The organism is Streptomyces sp. SS8, assembly GCF_054072955.1.
Genome location: NZ_JBSVCZ010000019.1, coordinates 40,735 through 61,120 on the forward strand (window position 1 = coordinate 40,735; position 20,386 = coordinate 61,120).

The 20,386-nt window shown below is 73.4% G+C and carries 21 protein-coding genes; 14 read left to right on the forward strand and 7 right to left on the reverse strand.

Annotated features, from left to right (window positions below; all coding sequences use genetic code 11):
- Positions 1–36: 36 nt before the first annotated feature.
- Positions 37–1,665, reverse strand: a complete 1,629-nt coding sequence (locus ACW69E_RS18655) for a family 20 glycosylhydrolase (protein WP_457499396.1) — start codon at positions 1,663–1,665, stop codon at positions 37–39.
- Positions 1,666–1,910: 245 nt separating this feature from the next.
- Between ACW69E_RS18655 and ACW69E_RS18660 the strand changes: the two genes are divergently transcribed.
- The 5 genes from ACW69E_RS18660 to ACW69E_RS18680 all read left to right on the forward strand — a co-directional run bounded on the left by ACW69E_RS18660 (position 1,911) and on the right by ACW69E_RS18680 (position 6,060).
- The gene (locus ACW69E_RS18660; RefSeq protein WP_457499397.1) at positions 1,911–2,555 is read left to right on the forward strand and encodes a 2-oxo-4-hydroxy-4-carboxy-5-ureidoimidazoline decarboxylase; all 645 of its coding nucleotides are present in this window, start codon (positions 1,911–1,913) and stop codon (positions 2,553–2,555) included.
- Positions 2,556–2,691: 136 nt separating this feature from the next.
- Positions 2,692–3,072: a succinate dehydrogenase, cytochrome b556 subunit gene (gene sdhC / locus ACW69E_RS18665; RefSeq protein ID WP_093661581.1), complete on the forward strand. Its 381-nt coding sequence runs from the start codon at positions 2,692–2,694 to the stop codon at positions 3,070–3,072.
- Positions 3,073–3,076: 4 nt separating this feature from the next.
- Positions 3,077–3,511, forward strand: a complete 435-nt coding sequence (locus ACW69E_RS18670; RefSeq protein ID WP_457499398.1) for a succinate dehydrogenase hydrophobic membrane anchor subunit — start codon at positions 3,077–3,079, stop codon at positions 3,509–3,511.
- Positions 3,512–3,535: 24 nt separating this feature from the next.
- Positions 3,536–5,290, forward strand: a complete 1,755-nt coding sequence (gene sdhA / locus ACW69E_RS18675) for a succinate dehydrogenase flavoprotein subunit (protein WP_457499399.1) — start codon at positions 3,536–3,538, stop codon at positions 5,288–5,290.
- Complete coding sequence (locus ACW69E_RS18680) at positions 5,290–6,060, forward strand: succinate dehydrogenase iron-sulfur subunit (RefSeq protein WP_457499400.1); 771 nt, start codon at positions 5,290–5,292, stop codon at positions 6,058–6,060. The genes sdhA and ACW69E_RS18680 overlap by 1 nt, the downstream gene beginning before the upstream one ends.
- A gap of 102 nt (positions 6,061–6,162) precedes the next feature.
- Here the strand turns inward: ACW69E_RS18680 and ACW69E_RS18685 are convergent, their stop codons facing one another.
- The 3 genes from ACW69E_RS18685 to ACW69E_RS18695 all read right to left on the reverse strand — a co-directional run bounded on the left by ACW69E_RS18685 (position 6,163) and on the right by ACW69E_RS18695 (position 8,329).
- Positions 6,163–6,528 carry a hypothetical protein gene (locus ACW69E_RS18685; protein ID WP_457499401.1) on the reverse strand — a complete coding sequence of 122 codons (366 nt, stop codon included), beginning with the start codon at positions 6,526–6,528 and terminating at the stop codon, positions 6,163–6,165.
- 81 nt (positions 6,529–6,609) lie between these two features.
- Positions 6,610–8,004, reverse strand: a complete 1,395-nt coding sequence (locus ACW69E_RS18690) for a metallophosphoesterase (protein ID WP_457499402.1) — start codon at positions 8,002–8,004, stop codon at positions 6,610–6,612.
- Positions 8,005–8,080: 76 nt separating this feature from the next.
- The gene (locus tag ACW69E_RS18695; RefSeq protein ID WP_457499403.1) at positions 8,081–8,329 is read right to left on the reverse strand and encodes an SCO4848 family membrane protein; all 249 of its coding nucleotides are present in this window, start codon (positions 8,327–8,329) and stop codon (positions 8,081–8,083) included.
- Positions 8,330–8,440: 111 nt separating this feature from the next.
- Between ACW69E_RS18695 and ACW69E_RS18700 the strand changes: the two genes are divergently transcribed.
- Positions 8,441–10,036, forward strand: coding sequence for a D-alanyl-D-alanine carboxypeptidase (locus ACW69E_RS18700; protein WP_457499404.1), 1,596 nt, complete (start codon positions 8,441–8,443; stop codon positions 10,034–10,036).
- 76 nt (positions 10,037–10,112) lie between these two features.
- On the opposite strand, the gene ACW69E_RS18705 is transcribed toward ACW69E_RS18700, so the two are convergent.
- Both ACW69E_RS18705 and trpS read right to left on the reverse strand, forming a co-directional pair.
- A complete protein-coding gene (locus tag ACW69E_RS18705; RefSeq protein WP_457499405.1) occupies positions 10,113–10,697 on the reverse strand; it encodes a 2'-5' RNA ligase family protein in 585 nt (194 codons plus the stop codon).
- A 58-nt stretch (positions 10,698–10,755) separates the two neighbouring features.
- Positions 10,756–11,769 (reverse strand): tryptophan--tRNA ligase, encoded by a 1,014-nt coding sequence (gene trpS / locus ACW69E_RS18710; protein ID WP_457499406.1) that lies wholly within the window; start codon positions 11,767–11,769, stop codon positions 10,756–10,758.
- Between the two features lie 283 nt (positions 11,770–12,052).
- Here trpS and rocD point away from each other — a divergent pair, with 283 nt between their 5' ends.
- On the forward strand, positions 12,053–13,363 hold the full coding sequence (gene rocD / locus ACW69E_RS18715) for an ornithine--oxo-acid transaminase (RefSeq protein WP_457499407.1): 1,311 nt from the start codon (positions 12,053–12,055) through the stop codon (positions 13,361–13,363).
- Between the two features lie 77 nt (positions 13,364–13,440).
- On the opposite strand, the gene pdxR is transcribed toward rocD, so the two are convergent.
- Positions 13,441–14,922, reverse strand: a complete 1,482-nt coding sequence (gene pdxR, locus ACW69E_RS18720) for a MocR-like pyridoxine biosynthesis transcription factor PdxR (protein WP_457499408.1) — start codon at positions 14,920–14,922, stop codon at positions 13,441–13,443.
- A gap of 47 nt (positions 14,923–14,969) precedes the next feature.
- On the opposite strand from pdxR, the gene ACW69E_RS18725 reads away from it, so the two are divergent.
- The 7 genes from ACW69E_RS18725 to ACW69E_RS18755 all read left to right on the forward strand — a co-directional run bounded on the left by ACW69E_RS18725 (position 14,970) and on the right by ACW69E_RS18755 (position 20,358).
- Positions 14,970–15,464: a carboxymuconolactone decarboxylase family protein gene (locus ACW69E_RS18725; RefSeq protein ID WP_457499409.1), complete on the forward strand. Its 495-nt coding sequence runs from the start codon at positions 14,970–14,972 to the stop codon at positions 15,462–15,464.
- Positions 15,461–16,240, forward strand: coding sequence for an isocitrate lyase/PEP mutase family protein (locus ACW69E_RS18730; protein ID WP_457499410.1), 780 nt, complete (start codon positions 15,461–15,463; stop codon positions 16,238–16,240). The genes ACW69E_RS18725 and ACW69E_RS18730 overlap by 4 nt, the downstream gene beginning before the upstream one ends.
- A 179-nt stretch (positions 16,241–16,419) precedes the next feature.
- Complete coding sequence (locus ACW69E_RS18735) at positions 16,420–17,031, forward strand: toxin (protein WP_457499411.1); 612 nt, start codon at positions 16,420–16,422, stop codon at positions 17,029–17,031.
- Entirely contained in the window at positions 17,028–18,263 is a 1,236-nt protein-coding gene (locus ACW69E_RS18740; RefSeq protein WP_457499412.1) for an MAB_1171c family putative transporter, read from the forward strand. Before ACW69E_RS18735 ends, ACW69E_RS18740 begins: the two co-directional genes overlap by 4 nt.
- 98 nt (positions 18,264–18,361) lie before the next feature.
- Positions 18,362–19,342 carry a DNA-binding protein gene (locus ACW69E_RS18745; RefSeq protein WP_457499413.1) on the forward strand — a complete coding sequence of 327 codons (981 nt, stop codon included), beginning with the start codon at positions 18,362–18,364 and terminating at the stop codon, positions 19,340–19,342.
- Positions 19,339–19,842, forward strand: a complete 504-nt coding sequence (locus tag ACW69E_RS18750) for a DUF3574 domain-containing protein (RefSeq protein WP_457499414.1) — start codon at positions 19,339–19,341, stop codon at positions 19,840–19,842. The genes ACW69E_RS18745 and ACW69E_RS18750 overlap by 4 nt, the downstream gene beginning before the upstream one ends.
- A 171-nt stretch (positions 19,843–20,013) precedes the next feature.
- Positions 20,014–20,358, forward strand: a complete 345-nt coding sequence (locus ACW69E_RS18755; protein WP_457499415.1) for a hypothetical protein — start codon at positions 20,014–20,016, stop codon at positions 20,356–20,358.
- Positions 20,359–20,386: the final 28 nt, after the last annotated feature.

Genomic DNA, 20,386 nt, shown 5'->3' on the forward strand with positions numbered 1-20,386 from the left:
CGGCCGCCTGAGCCGCCTGCCGCACGGGCCCCTCTCCTACGTCACCCGGTCCGCCAGGGCCCGGAAGTCCTCCCACTCCAGGGCGGGCGGGGAGGGGTCCCACAGCTTCTGCGCCACGGCCCGCAGCGGCATGCGCACGCCCCGGGCGACCTCGGCCGTCGTCTGCGCTTGCGACAGGTCGCACCAGACGGCCAGCATCCCGCCCACCACCCGGTCCGGCCCGGTCAGCTCCGCCGGTTCGGGCTCGGTGCCGCGCAGTACGGCCGGGGTCCACTCCTGGTAGATCCGCTCCCCGGTCGGATAGGTGAACTCGTTGGGCTCGCCGAGGACGTAGTAGAGGTACTCGTCGTTGAGGTTGACCACCTCCCAGCCCTCGCGCAGGTACTCCCCGGGCGGCCGGGCGCCGATCTCCTTGCCCGTCCAGTAGGCCACCTGCCTGGGGCGGCTCGGTTCGACGACTCCGCCGGCGTGCTGCCCGTCGTTCCACACCTGGGGTGTGAAGCCCGCCTTCCGCACGGTCTCGGCGCGGTCGTTGAGCCAGGCCGTGGCCAGGTCCCGCACCCGGGCCCGGGAGCCGTGCTCGCGGCGGGCGGCCTCGGCCAGCTCCGGGTGGGCGGCCTCGGGATCGGAGCGCATCAGCGCCCGGTACTCGTCGCCGCCCAGGTGCCAGTAGGGGCCGGGGCCCGTCTGGTCGCGGAAGAGGGGGGCGTACTCGCGCAGCAGGTCGTCCACCAGGCGTGCCGAGCGCGGGTCGGAGATGTCGATCGCGCCGGGGGCCGGGTCGCCGTCGGCGTCGCGCAGCTGGAGATCGGGGTGGGCGTCGAGCACCGCGCCGAGGTGGCCGGGCGAGTCGATCTCGGGGATGACGGTGATGTGCCGGGAGTTGGCCAGCTCGACGATCCGGCGCAGTTCGTCCTTGGTCAGGTGGGGGTCGGAGACGACCTCGGGGTGGGAGTCGCTCTCCACCCGGAAGGCCTGGTCGTCGGAGAGGTGGAGCTGGAGCTGGTTGAGCTTGAGGTCGCCCATCTCGCGGATGCGGTCCTCGATCCACGCCGCGTCGAAGTGCTTGCGGGCGATGTCGAGCATGAAGCCGCGCTGCGGGCGGTCGGGCCAGTCGCGGATGGTGCCGCGGGGGATCGAGCCGCCGCCGCGGAGGGCCTGCAGGAGGGTGCGGGTGCCGTGGAAGACGCCGGCGTCGGTGCGGCCGGTGACGATGACCCGGCCGGTGTCGGCCCTCAGCACATAGCCCTCGCGGCCTCCGTACCCCTTGTCGGAGTTGGCGGAGTCCAGTCTCAGTTCGACGTCCCCGGGTCCGGCCGGTCCGCCGGAGTGCTCCACGTCCAGCTCCCCGGCGAGCAGCTCGGCCTCGTCGGCGAGCGGTCCGCCGGGGTCGGCCACGACGCGGGTGCCGGGGGCGGGCTGCCAGCCGATGCCGGGCTCGGGCTCCCACCGGCGTACGGCGGGGACGGTGGCGGGGGCGGCGGGCAGGGTGACGGCCGGTACACCGGGGGCCCTGCGGGGGCCCTCGCCCGGCTCCGCGCCGCCGTCCCCCGCGCCGTCCGGGAGTACCAGCAGGGTGACGGCCGTGACGGCGGCGGCCGCCGCGGCCACGATCGCGATGGCGGCGGTCTTCCTGCGGGGATTGCGTCTGCGCCTGCGTCCCATGAGGTGACCGTATTGCTCCTTTCCAGTCCTCGTCCGTCAACCATGCGCCCGGAACTCGTCTCGTCCGGGTGAAAAGAATCTTCCCGCCGACCGCCTTCTCCCACTTATCGTTACCGTGACGTCATCCCCCGTCACACGATCACCCCGGCCGTCCGGCCACCCTCGCCACCCCGGCCGCCCGCACCGTCACCCGCACTCCTGTCCTTCCGCGACGTCCCCGACTTCTCCCCGCGCCCGAGGAGCCCATGCGCCTGCCCCCTCAGCGAAGCGAGGCAACGCCGCTCCACCGCCTCAACGACGCCTCCCCCGCCGACCTCCGAGGAGCCCTGCTCGCCTGCTGCGGCAGCCGGCGGTGGGCCGAGAGCATCGCCGCCCACCGCCCCTACCCGGACGTCGAGGCGCTGCTCGCCGCCGCCGACGAGGCCAGCTACGACCTCACCGACGAGGACCTGACCGAGGCCCTGACCGGGGAGTCCGCCGCCGGAGCCGGGCCGGGCGGCCCGCTGTACGGCGGGCGGCACATCGCCATCACCGGCCCCGGCGCGCTCGCCGCGCACACCGCCCTGCGCGCCGCCCACGCCGCGTACGAGAGCCGCTTCGGCTACGCCTTCGTGCTGTGCGTGGACGGGGTGCGCGAGGAGGAGGCGCTCGGCCACGTCCTGGCCGCGATCCGCACCCGGCTGGGCAACGAGGCCGAGCAGGAGCGCGCCGTGACCGCCGAGGAGCTGCGCCGCATCGCGCGCGGCCGGCTGCTGCGGCTGGCCCGGGACGGAGTGCCCCCGGGACGGCCCCGGCAGCCGCCCCGCCCCGCCTCGCCGGGCGCCCGCGTACCGGCCCCGGCCCGTACCACGGCCCCCGGCCGGACTCCTAGCCCGTCCGTGCCTGATTGATCACATCTGACCCCCCGGAGGAACCGCACCGACAGGACCTCGTTACCATGGCCATCGGCCGGTGGACCGTACCCGGCCGGGCCAGACCGACACCGAAGCCGGCCGGCCCCGTAAACCGCTCCCGGAGGGTATTTCCGTGCCGGCTGGAACGCTGTACCGCGGCCGGGAAGGCATGTGGTCCTGGGTGGCTCACCGAGTCACCGGCGTCCTCATCTTCTTCTTCCTGTTCGTGCACGTCCTGGACACGTCGCTCGTCCGCGTCTCCCCGGAGGCCTACGACGACACCGTGGCGGTCTACAAGACGCCCATCGTCGCGCTGCTGGAGTACGGCCTCGTGGCCGCCATCCTCTTCCACGCGCTCAACGGCCTTCGGGTCGTCGCCGTCGACTTCTGGTCGAAGGGCACCAAGTACCAGCGCCAGATGCTGTGGACCGTCATGGGCATCTGGATCGTGCTGATGATCGGGGCGCTGTACCCGGTCCTCGGGCACGCCGTGAGCGAGCTGTTCGGGAGCTGACGACATGGCCTACGACGTAGACAACCCCGCCCCCGTCATCGAGCCGCCCCGCGCCCGCACCAGCCGGACGGCCAAGAAGTTCACGCCCGGCAACTTCGAGATGCACGCCTGGCTGTTCATGCGGCTGTCCGGCATCGTGCTGGTCGTGCTGGTGATCGGCCACCTGCTGATCCAGCTCGTCCTGGACGGCGGCGTCAGCAAGATCAACTTCGCCTTCGTGGCCGGTCGCTGGGCCTCGCCCTTCTGGATGACCTGGGACCTGCTGATGCTGTGGCTGGCGATGCTCCACGGCGCCAACGGTCTGCGGACCGTCATCAACGACTACGCCGAGCGTGACGGCACCCGCTTCTGGCTGAAGATGCTGCTGTACACCGCCACGGTGTTCACCGTCCTGCTGGGCACGCTGGTGATCTTCACCTTCGACCCGAACATCCGCTAGAGCCGGGGCTGAGGCGCTTTCATCATGAAGATCCACAAGTACGACACCGTCATCGTCGGCGCCGGCGGCGCCGGGATGCGCGCCGCCATCGAGGCGACCAAGCGCAGCCGCACCGCGGTGCTGACCAAGCTCTACCCCACCCGCTCCCACACCGGCGCGGCCCAGGGCGGCATGGCCGCCGCCCTCGCCAACGTCGAGGAGGACAACTGGGAGTGGCACACCTTCGACACGGTCAAGGGCGGTGACTACCTGGTCGACCAGGACGCCGCCGAGATCCTGGCGAAGGAGGCCATCGACGCCGTCCTCGACCTGGAGAAGATGGGCCTGCCGTTCAACCGGACCCCGGACGGCACCATCGACCAGCGCCGCTTCGGCGGCCACTCCCGCAACCACGGCGAGGCCCCGGTGCGCCGGTCCTGCTACGCCGCGGACCGCACCGGCCACATGATCCTCCAGACGCTGTACCAGAACTGCGTCAAGGAGGGCGTGGAGTTCTACAACGAGTTCTACGTCCTGGACCTGCTGCTCAGCGAGGTGGACGGGGTCAAGCGCACCGCGGGCGTCGTCGCCTACGACCTGGCCACCGGCGAGATCCACGTCTTCCAGGCCAAGGCCGTCGTCTTCGCCTCGGGCGGCAACGGCAAGTTCTTCAAGGTCTCCTCCAACGCGCACACCCTGACCGGTGACGGCCAGGCCGCCGCGTTCCGCCGGGGCCTGCCGCTGGAGGACATGGAGTTCTTCCAGTTCCACCCGACCGGCATCTGGCGCATGGGCATCCTGCTCACCGAGGGCGCCCGCGGCGAGGGCGGCATCCTGCGCAACAAGGACGGCGAGCGCTTCATGGAGAAGTACGCGCCCGTCATGAAGGACCTCGCCTCGCGCGACGTCGTCTCCCGCTCGATCTACACCGAGATCCGCGAGGGCCGCGGCTGCGGTCCCGAGGGCGACCACGTCTACCTCGACCTCACCCACCTGCCGCCGGAGCAGCTCGACGCCAAGCTGCCGGACATCACCGAGTTCGCGCGCACCTACCTGGGCATCGAGCCGTACACCGACCCGATCCCGATCCAGCCGACCGCGCACTACGCGATGGGCGGCATCCCGACCAACGTCCAGGGCGAGGTGCTGGCCGACAACACCACGGTGGTGCCGGGCCTGTACGCGGCCGGCGAGGTCGCCTGCGTGTCCGTGCACGGCGCCAACCGCCTGGGCACCAACTCGCTGCTGGACATCAACGTCTTCGGCCGCCGGGCGGGCATCGCCGCCGCCGAGTACGCCGCGACCGCCGACTACGTGGACCTGCCGGAGGACCCGGCCGCGTTCGTCCAGGGCCAGGTCGAGGCGCTGCGCTCCTCGGAGGGCACCGAGCGGGTCACCGAGATCCGCAGGGCGCTCCAGGAGACCATGGACAAGAACGTCATGGTCTTCCGCACCGAGCAGACGCTCAAGGAGGCCGTCGAGGAGATCGCCTCCCTGCGCAAGCGGTACCGGAACGTGTCCGTCCAGGACAAGGGCAAGCGGTTCAACACCGACCTGCTGGAGGCCATCGAGCTGGGCAACCTGCTCGACCTGGCCGAGGTGACGGCCGTCTCCGCGCTGGCCCGCAAGGAGTCCCGCGGCGGCCACTACCGCGAGGACTACCCCAACCGCGACGACGTCAACTTCATGCGCCACACCATGGCGTACCGCGAGGTGGGCGACGACGGCACCGAGTCGATCCGGCTGGACTACAAGCCGGTCGTGCAGACCCGCTACCAGCCGATGGAGCGTAAGTACTGATGGCCACTCCCGTCATGGAGAAGTCCCAGGCCGGTGCCGGCGGCACGGCTGCGGACTCCCCCTACATCACCGCGACCTTCCGGATCCGCCGGTTCAACCCGGAGGTCTCCGACGAGGTCACCTGGCAGGACTTCGAGCTGGAGATCGACCCCAAGGAGCGCGTCCTGGACGCCCTCCACAAGATCAAGTGGGAGATCGACGGCACGCTGACCTTCCGGCGCTCCTGCGCGCACGGCATCTGCGGCTCCGACGCGATGCGCATCAACGGCCGCAACCGGCTGGCGTGCAAGACGCTGATCAAGGACATCAACCCGGACAAGCCGATCACCGTCGAGCCGATAAAGGGGCTCACGGTCCTCAAGGACCTGGTGGTCGACATGGAGCCGTTCTTCCAGGCCTACCGGGACGTGATGCCCTTCCTGATCACCAAGGGCAACGAGCCGACCCGCGAGCGCCTGCAGTCCGCCGAGGACCGCGAGCGCTTCGACGACACCACCAAGTGCATCCTGTGCGCCGCGTGCACCTCCTCGTGCCCGGTGTTCTGGAACGACGGCCAGTACTTCGGCCCGGCGGCGATCGTCAACGCGCACCGCTTCATCTTCGACTCCCGCGACGAGGGCGGTGAGCAGCGCCTGGAGATCCTCAACGACCGCGAGGGCGTCTGGCGCTGCCGCACCACCTTCAACTGCACGGAGGCCTGCCCGCGCGGCATCGAGGTCACCAAGGCCATCCAGGAGGTCAAGCGCGCGCTGATCACGCGCCGCTACTGACGTCCCCCTCCGGGCCGCCCGCCACGGGCGGCCCGGGGCACGAAGGCGCCCGGCCGGGGAGACCCGGCCGGGCGCCTTCGCCGTGCGCACGCCCTCTGCCGGTCAGGCCGTGAAACGGCCGAGGGCCGGCATCGTGACCAGCAGGGCCGCCAGCACTCCCAGGCCGGCGCCGGCCACCCGGCCGTATCTCCGCGACGCGAGCACCCCGGCCAGCGTTCCCAGGGTCACCAGCGGCACCGCGTACTGCGCGACGGCGATCAGGGCGCCGTCGAAGCGCAGGGGGCCGCGTACGCCGTCCTGGCAGGAGCCGCAGGCGATGGCGATCAGCGGCCCGATCACTCCCGTGAGGAAGCCCGTTACCAGTACCACCACCGCGAGCCCGGCCGACGCGGCCCAGTCGGCCGCGGTGCGCCCGGGTCGGCCGAGGGCAGGGGAGGACGAGGAGGAAACGGTGTCGGTGTTCTCCATGCGGTGGACGCTAACGGCCCTTCCGGGGCACGGCATGCGTCCTCGTACTCAGAAGCAGGCGGGGTTCCGGGCCTGGGCGGGTCAGGCCTGTACGGAGGCGAGTTCGACGACGGTGATGTCGGATTCGGCGCCCACCCGCACCGGCGGGCCCCAGGCGCCCGCGCCGCGGCTGACGTAGAGCTGGGTGTCGCCGTAGCGCTCCAGGCCGGCGAGGGTGGGGTTGGCCAGGCCCGCGAGGTAGTTGCCGGGCCACATCTGGCCGCCGTGGGTGTGGCCGGAGAGCTGGAGGTCGACGCCGTGGTCCACCGCGTCGTGGATCATGACCGGCTGGTGGGCCATGAGGACCACCGCGCGGGAGGGGTCCCGGTCGCCCAGCGCCCGCGTGAAGTCCGGGCCCTCGCCCTCGCTCTCGCCCGCGAGGTCGTTGACTCCGGCCAGATCGAAGTGGCGCAGCTCGCGGCGGGCGTTCTCCAGCGGCTGAAGGCCCAGCTCACGGACGTGGTCGATCCACTCGCCCGCATCGCCGAAGTACTCGTGGTTGCCGGTGACGAAGTAGGAGCCGTCGCGCGAGCGGAGCCGCGACAGCGGCTCGGCGGCGCTGCCGAGCTCGGCGACGGTGCCGTCCACCAGATCGCCGACGACGGCGACCATGTCGGCGTCGGCCCGGTTGATGGTGTCCACGATCCGCTGGGTGTGGGAGCGGCCCAGGACGGGGCCGAGGTGGATGTCGCTGACGACGGCGATGCGGTAGCCGTGGGCGGCCCGGGGCAGCTTGGCCAGGGGGACGGTGACGCGCTTGAGCTTCGGGCCGCGCATCACGCCGTACGTGCCGTAGCCGACCGTTCCGGCCGCCGCGACGCCCGCCGCGGCGGCCACGGTGCGGGCCACGAACAGCCGGCGCGACGGACCGGCCGGCGGGCGCTCCCCGGAACCGGCGCCGGCCGCGGTCGCGGTCCCGGGGCCGGGCTCCGCGCCGTCGCGGTCCGCGACGGCCGTACGCGCCTTCCCGGCCGCCGCACCGCCGCCCGCGCCCTCCTCGGCGGACGCGGCGGCGGAGGCGTCGGGGCGCGGCGCCGTCGCGGCGCCGCGCCCGGTGCCCTCCCCGGTCTCCTCGGCGCCGTTCCCGCTCGCGGGCGAGGCCGCCCGCCGCGCGTCCCGCCGCTCCAGGAAGCGGCGCAGCAGCGGCCGCACCGCCTCCCCCGCGAACAGGGCCAGCGTCAGGTAGAGCACCATGGCGAGCCAGAGGAGCCCCGGCCAGGCGAGGATCTGCTTCAGCGGGAAGGGCACGTCCGCCCGTCCGGCGATCTGCGCCGCGACGGTGATCAGCGGCAGCAGGACGAGCAGGGGCGTGCCCACCCGTCTGTACCAGGTGCCGCGCGCCGCCACGTCGCGCACCAGACGCCGCCACAGGTACCAGTGCACCGCCGCCAGGACGGCGATCACCAGCACCAGGACGCCCACGAACACCACGGCCATGCCCCGCTCCACTCTCCTGCCCCGTTGTCTGTCCTCAGCCGAACGTACCGGCGGCCGTCATGCGTTCCTTCGGCCGTCAGCCGTCGCGTGAGGCGCGCAGCGCCCGCAGACCGCGCAGCCCGATGACCCCGATGGCCGTGCCCAGCACCAGCGAGACCACGGCCAGCACCAGGTGGATCCAGAAGTACGCGGTCGGGTCGCCGGCGTCGTCGAACGCCAGGCCGCTGCTGTCCTTCCACAGGTTCCTGGTGAAGTTGGTCCACACGAACCAGCTCCACGCCCCGAAGGCGAGCAGGAACCACGAGACGGGGCGAGAGAGTTTCACACCTACAAGTATGTCTATCGGCCCAACGGAATCACTGACAGGGGCGTCTCCCGCCACCGCGATGGTCCTCTCGGAGGTTCCCCGCCGTCGCCGAGCCGATACGTTCGCTCCGTGTCGAAGACTCACCGAGTAATCGCCCGCGCGCGCCGAGTGCGCAGCGCCCGCGGCCTCACCGCCGCCACCGCTCTCCTCCTGCCCTGTCTCCTCACGGGTGCTCCGGCCGCGGCGCACGCCGTGTCGGACAAGCCCAGGGAGCCCTCCCCGCCCGCGCGGATGTCCGCCGTCGGCGGGGAACGCCTCGGCCTTCCCGGTGTCCAGATAGAACCGCGGGCCGGGGCCGGCACCCCCGAACTGCCCGACTCGATCACCTCGCGCGCGTGGATCGTCGCGGACGCCGAGACCGGCGACGTGCTGGCGGCGAAGAACGCGCACTGGCCGCTCGCCCCGGCCAGCACCATCAAGATGCTCTTCGCCGACACCCTGCTCCCGAAGTTCGACAAGGACCGGGTTCACCGCGTCTCGCGGGAGGAACTGCTCCGGGTCGGCCCGGGCAGCAGCATGGTCGGCCTCAAGGAGGGGCTGACCTACACGGTCGACGATCTGTGGAAGGGCGTCTTCCTCCGCTCGGGCAACGACGCGGTGCACGCGCTGGCCGAGCTGAACGGCGGCGTGGACAAGACCGTCCGGGAGATGAACGAGCACGCCGGACGGCTCGGCGCGACGGACACCCACGTCGTCAGCCCCGACGGCTACGACGCCGAGGGGCACGTCTCCTCCGCCTACGACCTCACCCTGTTCGCCCGCTCGGGGATGCGGAAGCCGGACTTCCGCGAGTACGCGGCCACCGTCCGAGCCCGGTTCCCCGGAGACGTGGAGAAGGGGAAGGACGGGAAGAACAAGCGCGGCACCTTCGAGATCCAGAACACCAACCGCCTGCTGACCGGCGCCCCCGGCCTGGAGCCGTACGAGGGCATCGCGGGCGTCAAGAACGGCTACACCACCAACGCCGGTTCCACCTTCACCGGCGTCGCCCAGCGCGGCGACCGGGTGCTGCTGGTGACCGCCATGCACCCAGAGGGGGGCGGCCTGAGCGTCTACGAGGAGACCGCCGACCTCCTGGACTGGGGCTTCGAGGCGGCCGGGAAGACCGAGCCCGTGGGCGAGCTGGTGCCGCCCGAGGGGGCCTTGAACGGGCTCGGCAAGAACACCGACGACAGGCCCGGCAACCAGGCGGGCGGGGCCGGCGAGCAGCCCGCCGGGCCCACCACGCCCACCGCGTCCAGGACGCACGGGCCGTCGGACGGCGCCGGTACGGCGCTGATGATCGTGGCGTCGCTCCTGGTCGCGCTCGGCGCGGGTGCGTACGGGGTGCACCGGCGCTGGCCGCTGCCGGGCATGGCCGGTACGCCCCGCCCGGGGCGCGGCCCGCAGGGCCCGGCGGTCCTGGGCGGCCCGGGGAACCCCGGTGCGCTGGAGAGGATCGTGACGAGGCCGCCGGCCCCCGGGAGGCCGGAAGGCGCCGGAGGCGCCGGTGAGGCCGCGGGGGGCGGGAGCGGGGGCGGGAAGGGGAGGACCGGCTCCCCGAAGGGCGTGAGGAATCCGGAGGAGGCCCCGAAGGGGGCGGAGAACTCCGGGGAGGGGCCCGCCGCCGGGCCCGGCGGGGCCTCGCCCCCCGAGCGCCCGGCGAAGGACGCCGGGACGCCCTGAGCGGTCCGGGCGCACTGAGCGTTCCCCCGGCCCGGGAGGGCCGCGGCCGGCCCCCTGTTCCGCGCGCCGGGGCGCGTCAGAGCGAGGGGGCCGGAGGCCTGAAGAAGTCAGGCTGCGGAGGCAGGGGCAGGGGCGTGGAACCGCCGAAGGAGAACTCTCTGCGGAGCCGCCACACGCAGTCCTCGCCCTGCTCGTACAGCGCGAAGCCCGTCACCGTCCAGGCGGCCTCGAAGTCGGCCAGCTCCGCGTACGCCCGGTCCATCGCCTCCTCGGCGATGCCGTGGGCGATCGTGACGTGCGGGTGGTAGGGGAACCGGAGATCCCGGGCGAGCGGGCCGTGCTCGGCCCGGATCCGCTCCTGGAGCCACCCGCAGGCCGAGGAGCCCTCGACGACCTGGACGAAGACCACCGGCGACAGCGGGCGGAAGGTGTCCGTGCCCGACAGCCTCATCGGGAAGGACCGTCCCGCCGCCGCCACCCGGGCGAGGTGCTCCTCGATCTCGGGGCGGCACGCGGGGTCCACCTCGGTCGGCGGCAGCAGGGTCACGTGGGTGGGGATGCCATGGGCCGCGCTGTCACCGAAGCCGGCGCGCCGCTGCTGGAGCAGGCTGCCGTAGGGCTCCGGGACCGCGATCGATACACCGAGCGTGACGGTCCCCACGTGCTTCTCCTTCCTCGTCCCTGCCGTTTGCTTCTCCCCCTGGCCGTCTGCCGCGCTGTCAGTGCTTGGCGGGTACGAAGCCCACCTTCTCGTACGCCGTGGCCAGGGTCCGCGACGCGACCTCGCGTGCCTTCTCCGCTCCCCTGGCCAGCACCGAGTCCAGCGTCTCGGGGTCGTCCAGATATTCCTGGGTGCGCTCCCGGAAGGGCGTCACCCAGGCGGCGACGACCTCGGCCAGGTCGGTCTTGAGGGCACCGTAGCCCTTGCCCGCGTACTGCTGCTCCAGTTCCGGGATCCCGGTACCGGTGAGGGTGGAGTAGATCACCAGCAGGTTGCTGACGCCGGGCTTGTCCTTCTCGTCGTAGCGGATCTCGGTGCCGGTGTCGGTCACCGCGCTCCTGATCTTCTTTGCGGAGGCCTTCGGCTCGTCGAGCAGGCTGACCACGCCCTTGGGGGAGGCGGCCGACTTGCTCATCTTGACCGTCGGCTCCTGCAGGTCGTAGATCTTCGCCGTCTCCTTGAGGATGAAGGCCGAGGGGACGGTGAAGGTGTGGCCGTAGCGGCTGTTGAAGCGCTCGGCGACGTCGCGGGTCAGCTCGATGTGCTGGCGCTGGTCCTCGCCGACGGGGACGCTGTCGGCCTGGTAGAGCAGGATGTCGGCGACCTGGAGGACGGGGTAGGTGAACAGGCCGACCGTCGTGGCCTCGGCGCCCTGCCGCGCGCTCTTGTCCTTGAACTGGGTCATCCGGGAGGCCTCGCCGAAGCCGGTGAGGCAGTTCATCACCCAGGCGAGCTGCGCGTGCTCGGGCACGTGGCTCTGGACGAACAGGGTGCAGCGCTCCGGGTCGAGCCCCGCGGCCAGGAGCTGGGCGGCGGCCAGCCGGGTGGAGGCGCGCAGCTCCTTCGGGTCCTGCGGGACGGTGATGGCGTGCAGGTCCACGACGGCGTAGAACGCGTCGTGGGTGTCCTGCAGATCGACCCACTGGCGGACGGCACCGAGGTAGTTGCCGAGGTGGAAGGAGCCCGCGGTGGGCTGGATGCCGGAGAGTACACGGGGACGGTCAGTGGCCATGGCGCCATTCTCGCAGAGGGCCGCCGCCGGGATCACCCGTGTTCCGCCTCCTGTGCGGAGCCGGGCACGGGGCCGGACGAGGCCCCGCGCAAGGCCCGCGCGAGGCCCGGGTGCGGCCTTTCGGACATGGGCCGTACCGGCGTGCCGGCGCACCGGAACACGCCGCGCCGGAGGGTTTCGGTGCGAAGCGGGCGTACGACGATAGAGATAGGCATCACACGCGGCGACCGCCGCACGATCGCCGGTGCACAGTCCACTCCGCCCACCCGACACGGAGCGTTCCATGGCCACCTCGGCAGAATCGTCCGCCTCCCCAGCCTCCTCCCCCGCCCCCGCCTCTCCCGGCTCCGCCGCGCCCACCGCTTCCGCGGGCACCGCGCGTACCGCCTCCGCCGAACTGATCGCCGCCGCCGACGCGCACAGCGCGCACAACTACCACCCGCTGCCGGTCGTGGTCTCCTCCGCCGAGGGGGCGTGGATGACCGACGTGGAGGGCCGGCGCTACCTGGACATGCTCGCCGGCTACTCGGCGCTCAACTTCGGCCACGGCCACCCCCGGCTGCTGGCCGCCGCCCACGCGCAGCTGGACCGGCTCACCCTCACCTCCCGCGCCTTCCACCACGACCGCTTCGCCGCCTTCTGCACGGAGCTGGCCGGGCTGTGCGGCATGGAGGCGGTGCTGCCGATGAACACCGGCGCGGAGGCCGTGGAGACGGCGGTGAAGACGGCCCGCAAGTGGGGCTACCGGGTCAAGGGCGTCCCCGAGGGGCGGGCGCGGATCATCGTGGCCGAGAACAACTTCCACGGCCGCACCACCACGATCGTCAGCTTCTCCACCGACCCCGAGGCGCGTGCCGACTACGGCCCCTACACGCCGGGGTTCGACGTCGTCCCCTACGGCGACCTGGAGGCGATGCGGGCCGCGCTCGACGAGAACCCGGACGACACCGTCGCCGTGCTGCTGGAGCCGATCCAGGGCGAGGCGGGTGTGCTGGTGCCGCCGCCGGGCTATCTGGCGGGGGTGCGCGAGCTGACCCGCGAGCGGAACGTGCTGTTCGTCGCGGACGAGATCCAGTCGGGCCTGGGCCGCACGGGCCGGACGTTCGCGTGCGAGCACGAGGGCGTGGTGCCGGACGTGTACGTGCTGGGCAAGGCGCTCGGCGGCGGCGTCGTGCCGGTCTCGGCGGTGGTCTCCTCGGCTGATGTGCTGGGCGTCTTCCGGCCCGGCGAGCACGGCTCCACCTTCGGCGGCAACCCGCTGGCCTGCGCGGTGGCGCTGGAGGTGGTCGCGATGCTGCGGACCGGCGAGTTCCAGCAGCGGGCGGCCGAGCTGGGCGAGCACCTCCACCACGAGCTGGGTCTGCTGGCGGGCGGCGGGGTGGTCGAGGCGGTGCGCGGGCGCGGGCTGTGGGCGGGCGTGGACGTCGTCCCGTCCCTGGGCACGGGCCGGGAGATCTCCGAGCGGCTGATGGAGCGGGGCGTCCTGGTCAAGGACACCCATGGCTCGACGATCCGCATCGCCCCGCCGCTGGTGATCTCCAAGGAGGACCTGGACTGGGGTCTGGAGCGGCTCGGCGCGGTGCTGGGCTCCTGAGCGCGGGCGCGGGTGCGCGGCGCCCTCGGCAGGGCCCCCGGCGGGGTGCCTCTCGGCGGATCACCCCCGGCGGGTCGTCAGAGGACGTCGCGCAGCACCGCGCACAGCGCCTCCACCGCCGGGGAGAAGCCGTGCTCGGGCGGGGTGCCGTAGCCGACGACGAGCGCGTCGCGTCCGGAGCCGGGCGCCGGGGCGGCGGCCGCCGGGTGGCGGAAGCGCGCCAGCCCCTCCAGGGCCACCCCCGCCCGACGTGCCGCCTCCAGCACCGGTTCCTCGGCGCCCGGCGGCAGTTCCAGCACGGCGTGCAGTCCGGCCGCGATGCCCGTGACGCGTACCGCGGGGGCGTGCTCGGCGAGCGCGGCCACGAGCTGGTCGCGACGGCGCCGGTAGCGCAGCCGCATGGCGCGCACGTGCCGGTCGTACGCACCCGAGTCCAGGAAGTCGGCGAGGGTGAGCTGGTCGAGGACGCCGCAGGTCTCGGCCGTCTCGCGGCGGACGGCCAGGACGGGGCCGAGCAGCGCCTCGGGCACCACCATCCAGCCCAGCCGCAGCCCCGGCGCCAGGCTCTTGCTGGTGGTGCCGAGGTAGACCACCCGTTCCGGATCGAGATCCTGGAGCACGCCGACGGGCCGGCGGTCGTAGCGGAACTCGCCGTCGTAGTCGTCCTCCAGGACCACCGCCCCGGTGGCCCGCGCCCAGTCGACGACGGCCGTGCGCCGGTCGGGGTGGAGGGGGACGCCGGTGGGGTACTGGTGGGCGGGGGTGAGGAGGGCCGCGCGCGCCCCGGCGGCGTACAGGGCGGACACGTCGGCGCCGCGGCCGTCCACCGGCAGCGGCACGGTGCGCGCCCCGGCGCGGGTCAGCAGGCCGCGGTGGATCCACAGGCCGTAGGACTCCACCGCCACCGTGGTGCCCAGCACCTCCCCCAGCAGCGCCAGCCCGCGCACGAACCCGGCGCAGACCACGATCCGTTCGGGGTCGGCGCGCACGCCCCGCGCGCGGGAGAGGTATCCGGCCAGCGCTCGGCGCAGTTCGGGCCGGCCGCGCGGGTCGTCGTAGCCGAGGGCCGCGCTGGGCGCGGCGGTCAGGGCGCGGCGGGCGGAGGTGAGCCAGGCGGCCCGGGGGAAGGCGGAGACGTCCGGCCGCCCGGAGCGCAGGTCGTGGAGGATCCGCGGGGGCCTGCGGGCGGGGGCGGGGTGCGGGGACCGGCACGGGAGGGCGGGGCGCGCGCCCGGCGGGCCGGCCGGCGCGACCGGTTCGGCGCGCGGCGCGACACGGGTGCCCGAGCCCTGGCGGGCCGTCAGCCAGCCCTCGGCGACGAGTTCGGCGTACGCGTCGGCCACGGTGTTGCGGGCGACGCCGAGGTCGGCGGCGAGCGAGCGGGAGGAGGGCAGCCGGGCGCCGGGGGCGAGGCGGCCGGTGCGGACGGCGTCGCGCAGGGCGCGCATCAGACAGGCGCGCAGGCCCCCCGGTCCGCCGAGGTCCAGATGGAGGTCGCTGCCGGCACCGACGACCGGGCCGTCGGGGCCATCGGCCGGATTGGCCCAGGATTCCCGCATGGAAGTGGACCATACTCCTGGGCTACCGCCCGCCTAGGGTCGTCACCATGACGACAGTTCACGAACACGGCCCGCGCATGAACCTCTGGAAGCTCGTCCCCGAGGTGTACAAGGGGATGGCCGCCTTCGAGGCCGCGGCGTCGAAGGGGCTGGACCCGGTCATCGCCGAACTGGTCAAGATCCGCGCCTCGCAGCTCAACAAGTGCGCCTTCTGCATCGACATGCACCTGACCGACGCCCGCAGGATGGGCATCGACCGGCTCAAGCTGGACCTGCTCGACGCCTGGGAGGAGGCCCACGGCCTCTACACCGAGAAGGAGCAGGCCGCCCTCGCCCTCACCGAGGCGGTCACCCGGCTGGACGGCGGCACGCCGCAGGGGCACTACGTTCCGGACGAGGTCTACGAGCGGGCGGCGAAGAACTTCGAGGAGACCGAACTGGCCCATCTGATCTCGCAGATCGTCTCCATCAACGCCTGGAACCGCTTCCAGGTGGCCACCCGCGCCGTGCCCGGCTCGCTCGGGGACAAGGGCCGGGAGTGACCTCCGGCGGCCGGGGCGCGGTGGACGCCTTCCGCGCCCTCCACCACCGCGGCGCGCCCCTGGTCCTGCCAAACGTCTGGGACGCGGTGAGCGCCCGCGCCTTCGCCGGCGCGGGCTTCCCCGCGCTGGCCACCTCCAGCAGCGCGGTGGCCGCCACCCTGGGGTACGCCGACGGCGAGAACACCCCGCCCGGCGAGATGTTCGCGGCCGTCGCCCGGATCGTCCGCGCGGTGGACGTACCCGTCACCGCCGACATCGAGCGGGGCTACGGGCTGGCCCCGCGGGAGATCGCCGAGCGGCTGCTGGAGGCCGGGGCGGTCGGCTGCAACCTGGAGGACTCCGAGCCGGCCGCGCGGGGGTCGGCCGACCAGGGGCCGGCCGACCAGGGGCTGGCCGATCCGGGGCGCCAGGCGGAGCGGCTGGCCGCGGTGTGCGCGGCGGCGGACGGAAGGCTGCTGGTCAACGCCCGGATCGACACCTATCTGCGCGGCACCGGCGATCCTCTGGCGGCGGCGGTGGAGCGCGGGCGGCTGTACGCGGCGGCGGGCGCCGAGTGCGTCTACCCCATCGCCGCGCCCCCGGACCATCTGCCGGTGCTGGTGGCGGAGATCGGCGCCCCGGTCAACGCCCTGTGCCGCCCCGGCACCCCCTCCCCCGCCGAACTGGGCGCCCTGGGCGCCTCCCGTGTCACCTTCGGCGGCTCCCTCCACGCCCGAGCCTCCGCCGCCGTCGCGGAACTGGCGGCCGGACTGTACGGCGGCCAGGGGCGTCTTTGAGCCAACTTGCCGGTGGCCGTGCCGCAATCGCGGCATCGGGTTGCGCACGGCCCGCCGGTTGGTGACGATCTATCAGGAGGCGCCGAGCACCGACACCCGGCCGACCACCCCGCGGCGCCGCCCCCAGGACCCCGAAGGCGACGCCGCGCGAAGCGGGAGGCGCCGGAAAGGACACGCCGGTGGCAGCGTCCCCCCTGCGCTTACCGGGCCGTCGGCGTGCCCGGTTCCGGGAGATGCAGCGCGACTGCGAGAGGCGCCTGGCCGAGATCGGTGTCGTCCCCGGTCACGACGGCGCAGCGGACGCCTCGGACCCGGCGGGCACCACCGGCGCCGGGGGCATCACGGCCGTCTGCGAACAGGTGGGCCGCCGGCGCGGGCGCACCATCCGCCTCGTCCCGATGGAGATGGAGGAGCCACTGCTCCACGGCCTGTGGATCGCCCTGCCGGACACGGACGTCATCGTCTACCGGGCGAACACCAGCAGGCCCCACCAGGAGCACATCATCGCCCACGAGCTCTCCCACATCATCTGCGAGCACGACTTCGGCGCGCTCCCCGGGCCGGCCGTCCCGGCCCACCTCTTCCCGGAGGCCGATCCGGACCTCGTACGCAGGTCGCTGAAGCGCTCCGCCTACGACGACCGGGCCGAGCAGGAGGCCGAGATGATGGCCTCGCTCCTCCTGGCCCACGCCCGCCGCAAGGCCGCCCCCGGCCCGGAGGACGCCGACGCCCTGCCGCCCGAGGACGCCACCGTGATGGCCCGCGTGGAAAGCGTCGTCGGCCGCGGATGATCTACGACGTCCTGTCCCACCTGTGCGCCCTCGTCGGCCTCGCCGCGTTCTGCTACAAGCTCCCCGAGCTCCTGCGGCGCAGGGGCGACCCGGCCCTGTGGGCCCTGGAGATCTACTTCCTGTGCTCCGGTGTCAGCTTCCTCATCGACCTCAACTGGCTGCGCGACGACGTCTCCCGCCTGTTCGGCTACCCGAACCTCACCACGCTCCTGACGCAGGCAGCGGTGGTCGTGCTGACGGCCGCCCAGCAGGTCGTACTGGTCCACTGGTCGCACCCGCCCGAGCGGGCGGCGGTGCTGGCCCGGCGGCGCGTGCTGGCGTTCTCCGCCGCGCTGGCGGTGCTGGTCGTGCTGTTCTTCGTCGTGGAGCCCTACCGGCAGACCGCCTCCGCCGAGGGCACCCTGCTGAGCAACATGCGGGACCGCGACTACGCGGGATACCTGCTCCTCTACATCACCGTCTGCGCGGTGGGGCAGGTCGGGGCCGTACGGCTGTCCTACCGCTACGCGCGCATCGCCCGCCGCACCTGGCTGCGCGCGGGCATGTGGACGGTCACCGCCGGCGCCTCGCTCATCCTGCTGTACTGCGCCATCCGCTACACCCAGATCGCCGGCACCCAGCTCGGCCACGACATGAGCGCCTGGGAGCCCGCCTACTGGCTGGCCGGGAGCGTGGGGGCGCTGCTGCAGGTGTTCGGCTGGACGGTGCCGTCCTGGGGGCCCGCCCTCTCCGGCCGGCTGCGCGGCTATCTCTCCTACCTGCGGCTGCGTCCCCTGTGGTGGGCCCTGTACGAGGCGGTGCCGGCGATCGCGCTCGAACCGCCGCCCAGGCGGCCGCTGGACCTGCTCCCGCCGGCCGACCTCGACTACCGGCTCCACCGGCGCGTCATCGAGATCCTCGACGGCTACCACGCCCTGGGCCCGCATCTGCCGCGCGACGCGGAGCGGGGCTCCCCGGCCGGCGAGGCCCGGTTGCTGAGGGCAGCCCTCGACGCGCGGGCCGGGGCCCCGGCGGACCCCCCGTCCCCCTTACCCGCCGCGCCGCCCCCGCCGGCCGAACGCCGGGGCGGTTCGGGCGAATCCGGCGACTTCGCGCAGGAGGTGGCCTGGCTGTCCGAGGTGGCCAGGGCCTTCGCCCGGCTCCCCGCGGCCCGTCCGGCCGCCTCACGGGCCGGGGCCGGACAGGTCACCCCCGAACAGGCCGCGGCGCCGCGGGGAAGCGATCACCCCTGAGCCCTGAGCCCTGAGCTCTGGACCCCTGAACCCCTGAGCCCAGATCCCTGACTTCTACCCCCCCTGCCTCCGCCAGGACCGACCCCGCCAGGAAACCGATGGAACCCCGCCCGCCCTCCCCGCCGGACGTCCGCGCCATGACGGCCGAACTCCTCGCGCTCGACCGGACGCTGGGAGCACGCCACGCCGCCCCCGGGGCGCTGCGCTCCGTGCGGGCGGTCGAGGCGGCCGAGGCTGCTTGCGGGGCGGGCACGGCGGTCGCGGACCCGGCGGTCGCGGACCCGGCGGACCTCGCGGAGTTCTTCGAGGTCGCCGCCTGGATCCTGTTCGACGCCGAACGGCACGGGCCGTCGTACCGCCTCAACCGGCGGGCGCTCGCCCTGATCCGCCGCCTGCCCGAGGACGAACGGTCCATCGAGCTGCTGGTGCTCTCCGTGCTGAGCATGCAGCAGGCCCACCTCATGCGCCCCCGCACGTCCCTGCGCACCTCCGCGGCCGTCCTGGCCCGGCGGGACCTGCCGCCGCGGGTGGCCGCCCTGTTCCATGTGCGCCGGGCGCGCGCGTACGCCCAGCTCGGCGAGCGGGCGCGGGCGCTGCGCTCCCTGGACGCCGCCCGGGAGATGTCCGCCGACGGCCCCTCGGAGCAGGACCCCGCCTGGAGCTGGTGGTTCGACCGCGCCGAACTCGACGGTCACCACGGGCTCGTCCTGGCCGACCTGGGAGACGCGGAGGGCGCCGCGGCCCTGCTCCACTCGGCCGTCGCGTCCGACGGCGGCCCCGCCTACCGCGCCCTGTTCGCCGCCGACCTCGCCCGCGTCCTGGCCCGCGCGGGCGCGTGGCGGGAGACGGACGCCCTGCTGTCCGCCCTGGCCGAGAGCGCTCCCCGCATGGGGTCCGTACGCGCCCTGAACTCCCTGCGGCAGGCGGTCGCCGCCGTCGGTGAGGGCCGCCGGGTGCCGCGCGCGCTGCGCGGCACCACCAAAGACCTGGCCGTGCTGCTCACACGGGAACTCCCGCGTGAGCGGCCCGGCGAAGGAGAAGCCCACCCCCCGCCCACCGAGCCGACGGAGCTTCGATGACACCGCGCACCTCCCGCCCCGCCCGCCGCACCCGCCTCGCCGTCCTGCTGGCGGCCCTGCTCTGCGCGGCGGGCGCCTCCACCGCCTTCGCCACCACGCTCCAGGAGCGGGACGCCAGACCCGCCTCCGCCCGCGCCGAGGCGTCCGGGACGTACAAGTCCCCCAACACCAAGCCGTACGTGCGCACCCAGCTCTTCTTCGGCACCGGCCGCCACGGCGGCGAGCCGCCGATCACCGAGGAGCAGTTCATGGACTTCCTGAACAAGTACGTCACCCCGCGCTTCCCCGACGGCCTCACCCTCCAGGAGGGCTACGGCCAGTGGCGCGACAGGACCGGCTCCATCAACGGCGAGCGCTCCTACGAGCTGATCCTGCTCTACCCCCGTGAGAAGGCCGAGGCCCGCGACGCCGACATCGAGTACCTCCGCAACCGGTACACCAAGATGTACGAGCTGGAGTCCGTCGGCCGGGTGGACGAGCAGGTCCGCGCCGACTTCTGAGCCCCCGCCTCCCCGCCCGTGTCCCGTCCCCCGCCGGATCGTCGCCCCGGCGGGGGACGGGTTCCGGCATCGATGCCCTTGCCTGGCGCATGATGGTGGCGTCCCCCGTGAGGCAGGCAGTCCGGCACGAACGTGCACAGCCACAGAGGGGGACCAACCGTGAAAGGCCCTGTGACGACACCGCTGCCCGACCGGGGACCGTACGACATGCTCCACACCCACACGCGGATCGAGCAGACCGGGCTGCCCGAGGGCCTGCGAGCCGAGCTCATCGGAGAGGAGGTCCCCATCCCTCCGAGACCCACGAACCACCACAACTGGATCTACGCCCAGCTGCATCGCTTGCTGGACGGGGGCACTCACGACGAACTGGTGGTCACCAACACCACCACCGTCGCCCTCCCCGCGACCGGCGAGCGCTACGTCCCGGGCGCATCCGTACCGGTTCCCCCTGCCGTGCGGCACGGCGGCGGCCGCATGGGGTTCCCTCCCGTCGACGTTCCTGTCGCCAAATAAAGTTGAGCGAAGGAACCACCTTGCCTAC

Bases quoted from the DNA above. Each gene is read 5' to 3' on its own strand.
- ACW69E_RS18655 (WP_457499396.1), bottom strand. From the start codon at position 1,665: ATGGGACGCAGGCGCAGACGCAATCCCCGCAGGAAGACCGCCGCCATC.
- ACW69E_RS18660 (WP_457499397.1), top strand. From the start codon at position 1,911: ATGCGCCTGCCCCCTCAGCGAAGCGAGGCAACGCCGCTCCACCGCCTC.
- ACW69E_RS18670 (WP_457499398.1), top strand. From the start codon at position 3,077: ATGGCCTACGACGTAGACAACCCCGCCCCCGTCATCGAGCCGCCCCGC.
- sdhA (WP_457499399.1), top strand. From the start codon at position 3,536: ATGAAGATCCACAAGTACGACACCGTCATCGTCGGCGCCGGCGGCGCC.
- ACW69E_RS18680 (WP_457499400.1), top strand. From the start codon at position 5,290: ATGGCCACTCCCGTCATGGAGAAGTCCCAGGCCGGTGCCGGCGGCACG.
- ACW69E_RS18685 (WP_457499401.1), bottom strand. From the start codon at position 6,528: ATGGAGAACACCGACACCGTTTCCTCCTCGTCCTCCCCTGCCCTCGGC.
- ACW69E_RS18690 (WP_457499402.1), bottom strand. From the start codon at position 8,004: ATGGCCGTGGTGTTCGTGGGCGTCCTGGTGCTGGTGATCGCCGTCCTG.
- trpS (WP_457499406.1), bottom strand. From the start codon at position 11,769: ATGGCCACTGACCGTCCCCGTGTACTCTCCGGCATCCAGCCCACCGCG.
- rocD (WP_457499407.1), top strand. From the start codon at position 12,053: ATGGCCACCTCGGCAGAATCGTCCGCCTCCCCAGCCTCCTCCCCCGCC.
- pdxR (WP_457499408.1), bottom strand. From the start codon at position 14,922: ATGCGGGAATCCTGGGCCAATCCGGCCGATGGCCCCGACGGCCCGGTC.
- ACW69E_RS18725 (WP_457499409.1), top strand. From the start codon at position 14,970: ATGACGACAGTTCACGAACACGGCCCGCGCATGAACCTCTGGAAGCTC.
- ACW69E_RS18740 (WP_457499412.1), top strand. From the start codon at position 17,028: ATGATCTACGACGTCCTGTCCCACCTGTGCGCCCTCGTCGGCCTCGCC.
- ACW69E_RS18745 (WP_457499413.1), top strand. From the start codon at position 18,362: ATGGAACCCCGCCCGCCCTCCCCGCCGGACGTCCGCGCCATGACGGCC.
- ACW69E_RS18750 (WP_457499414.1), top strand. From the start codon at position 19,339: ATGACACCGCGCACCTCCCGCCCCGCCCGCCGCACCCGCCTCGCCGTC.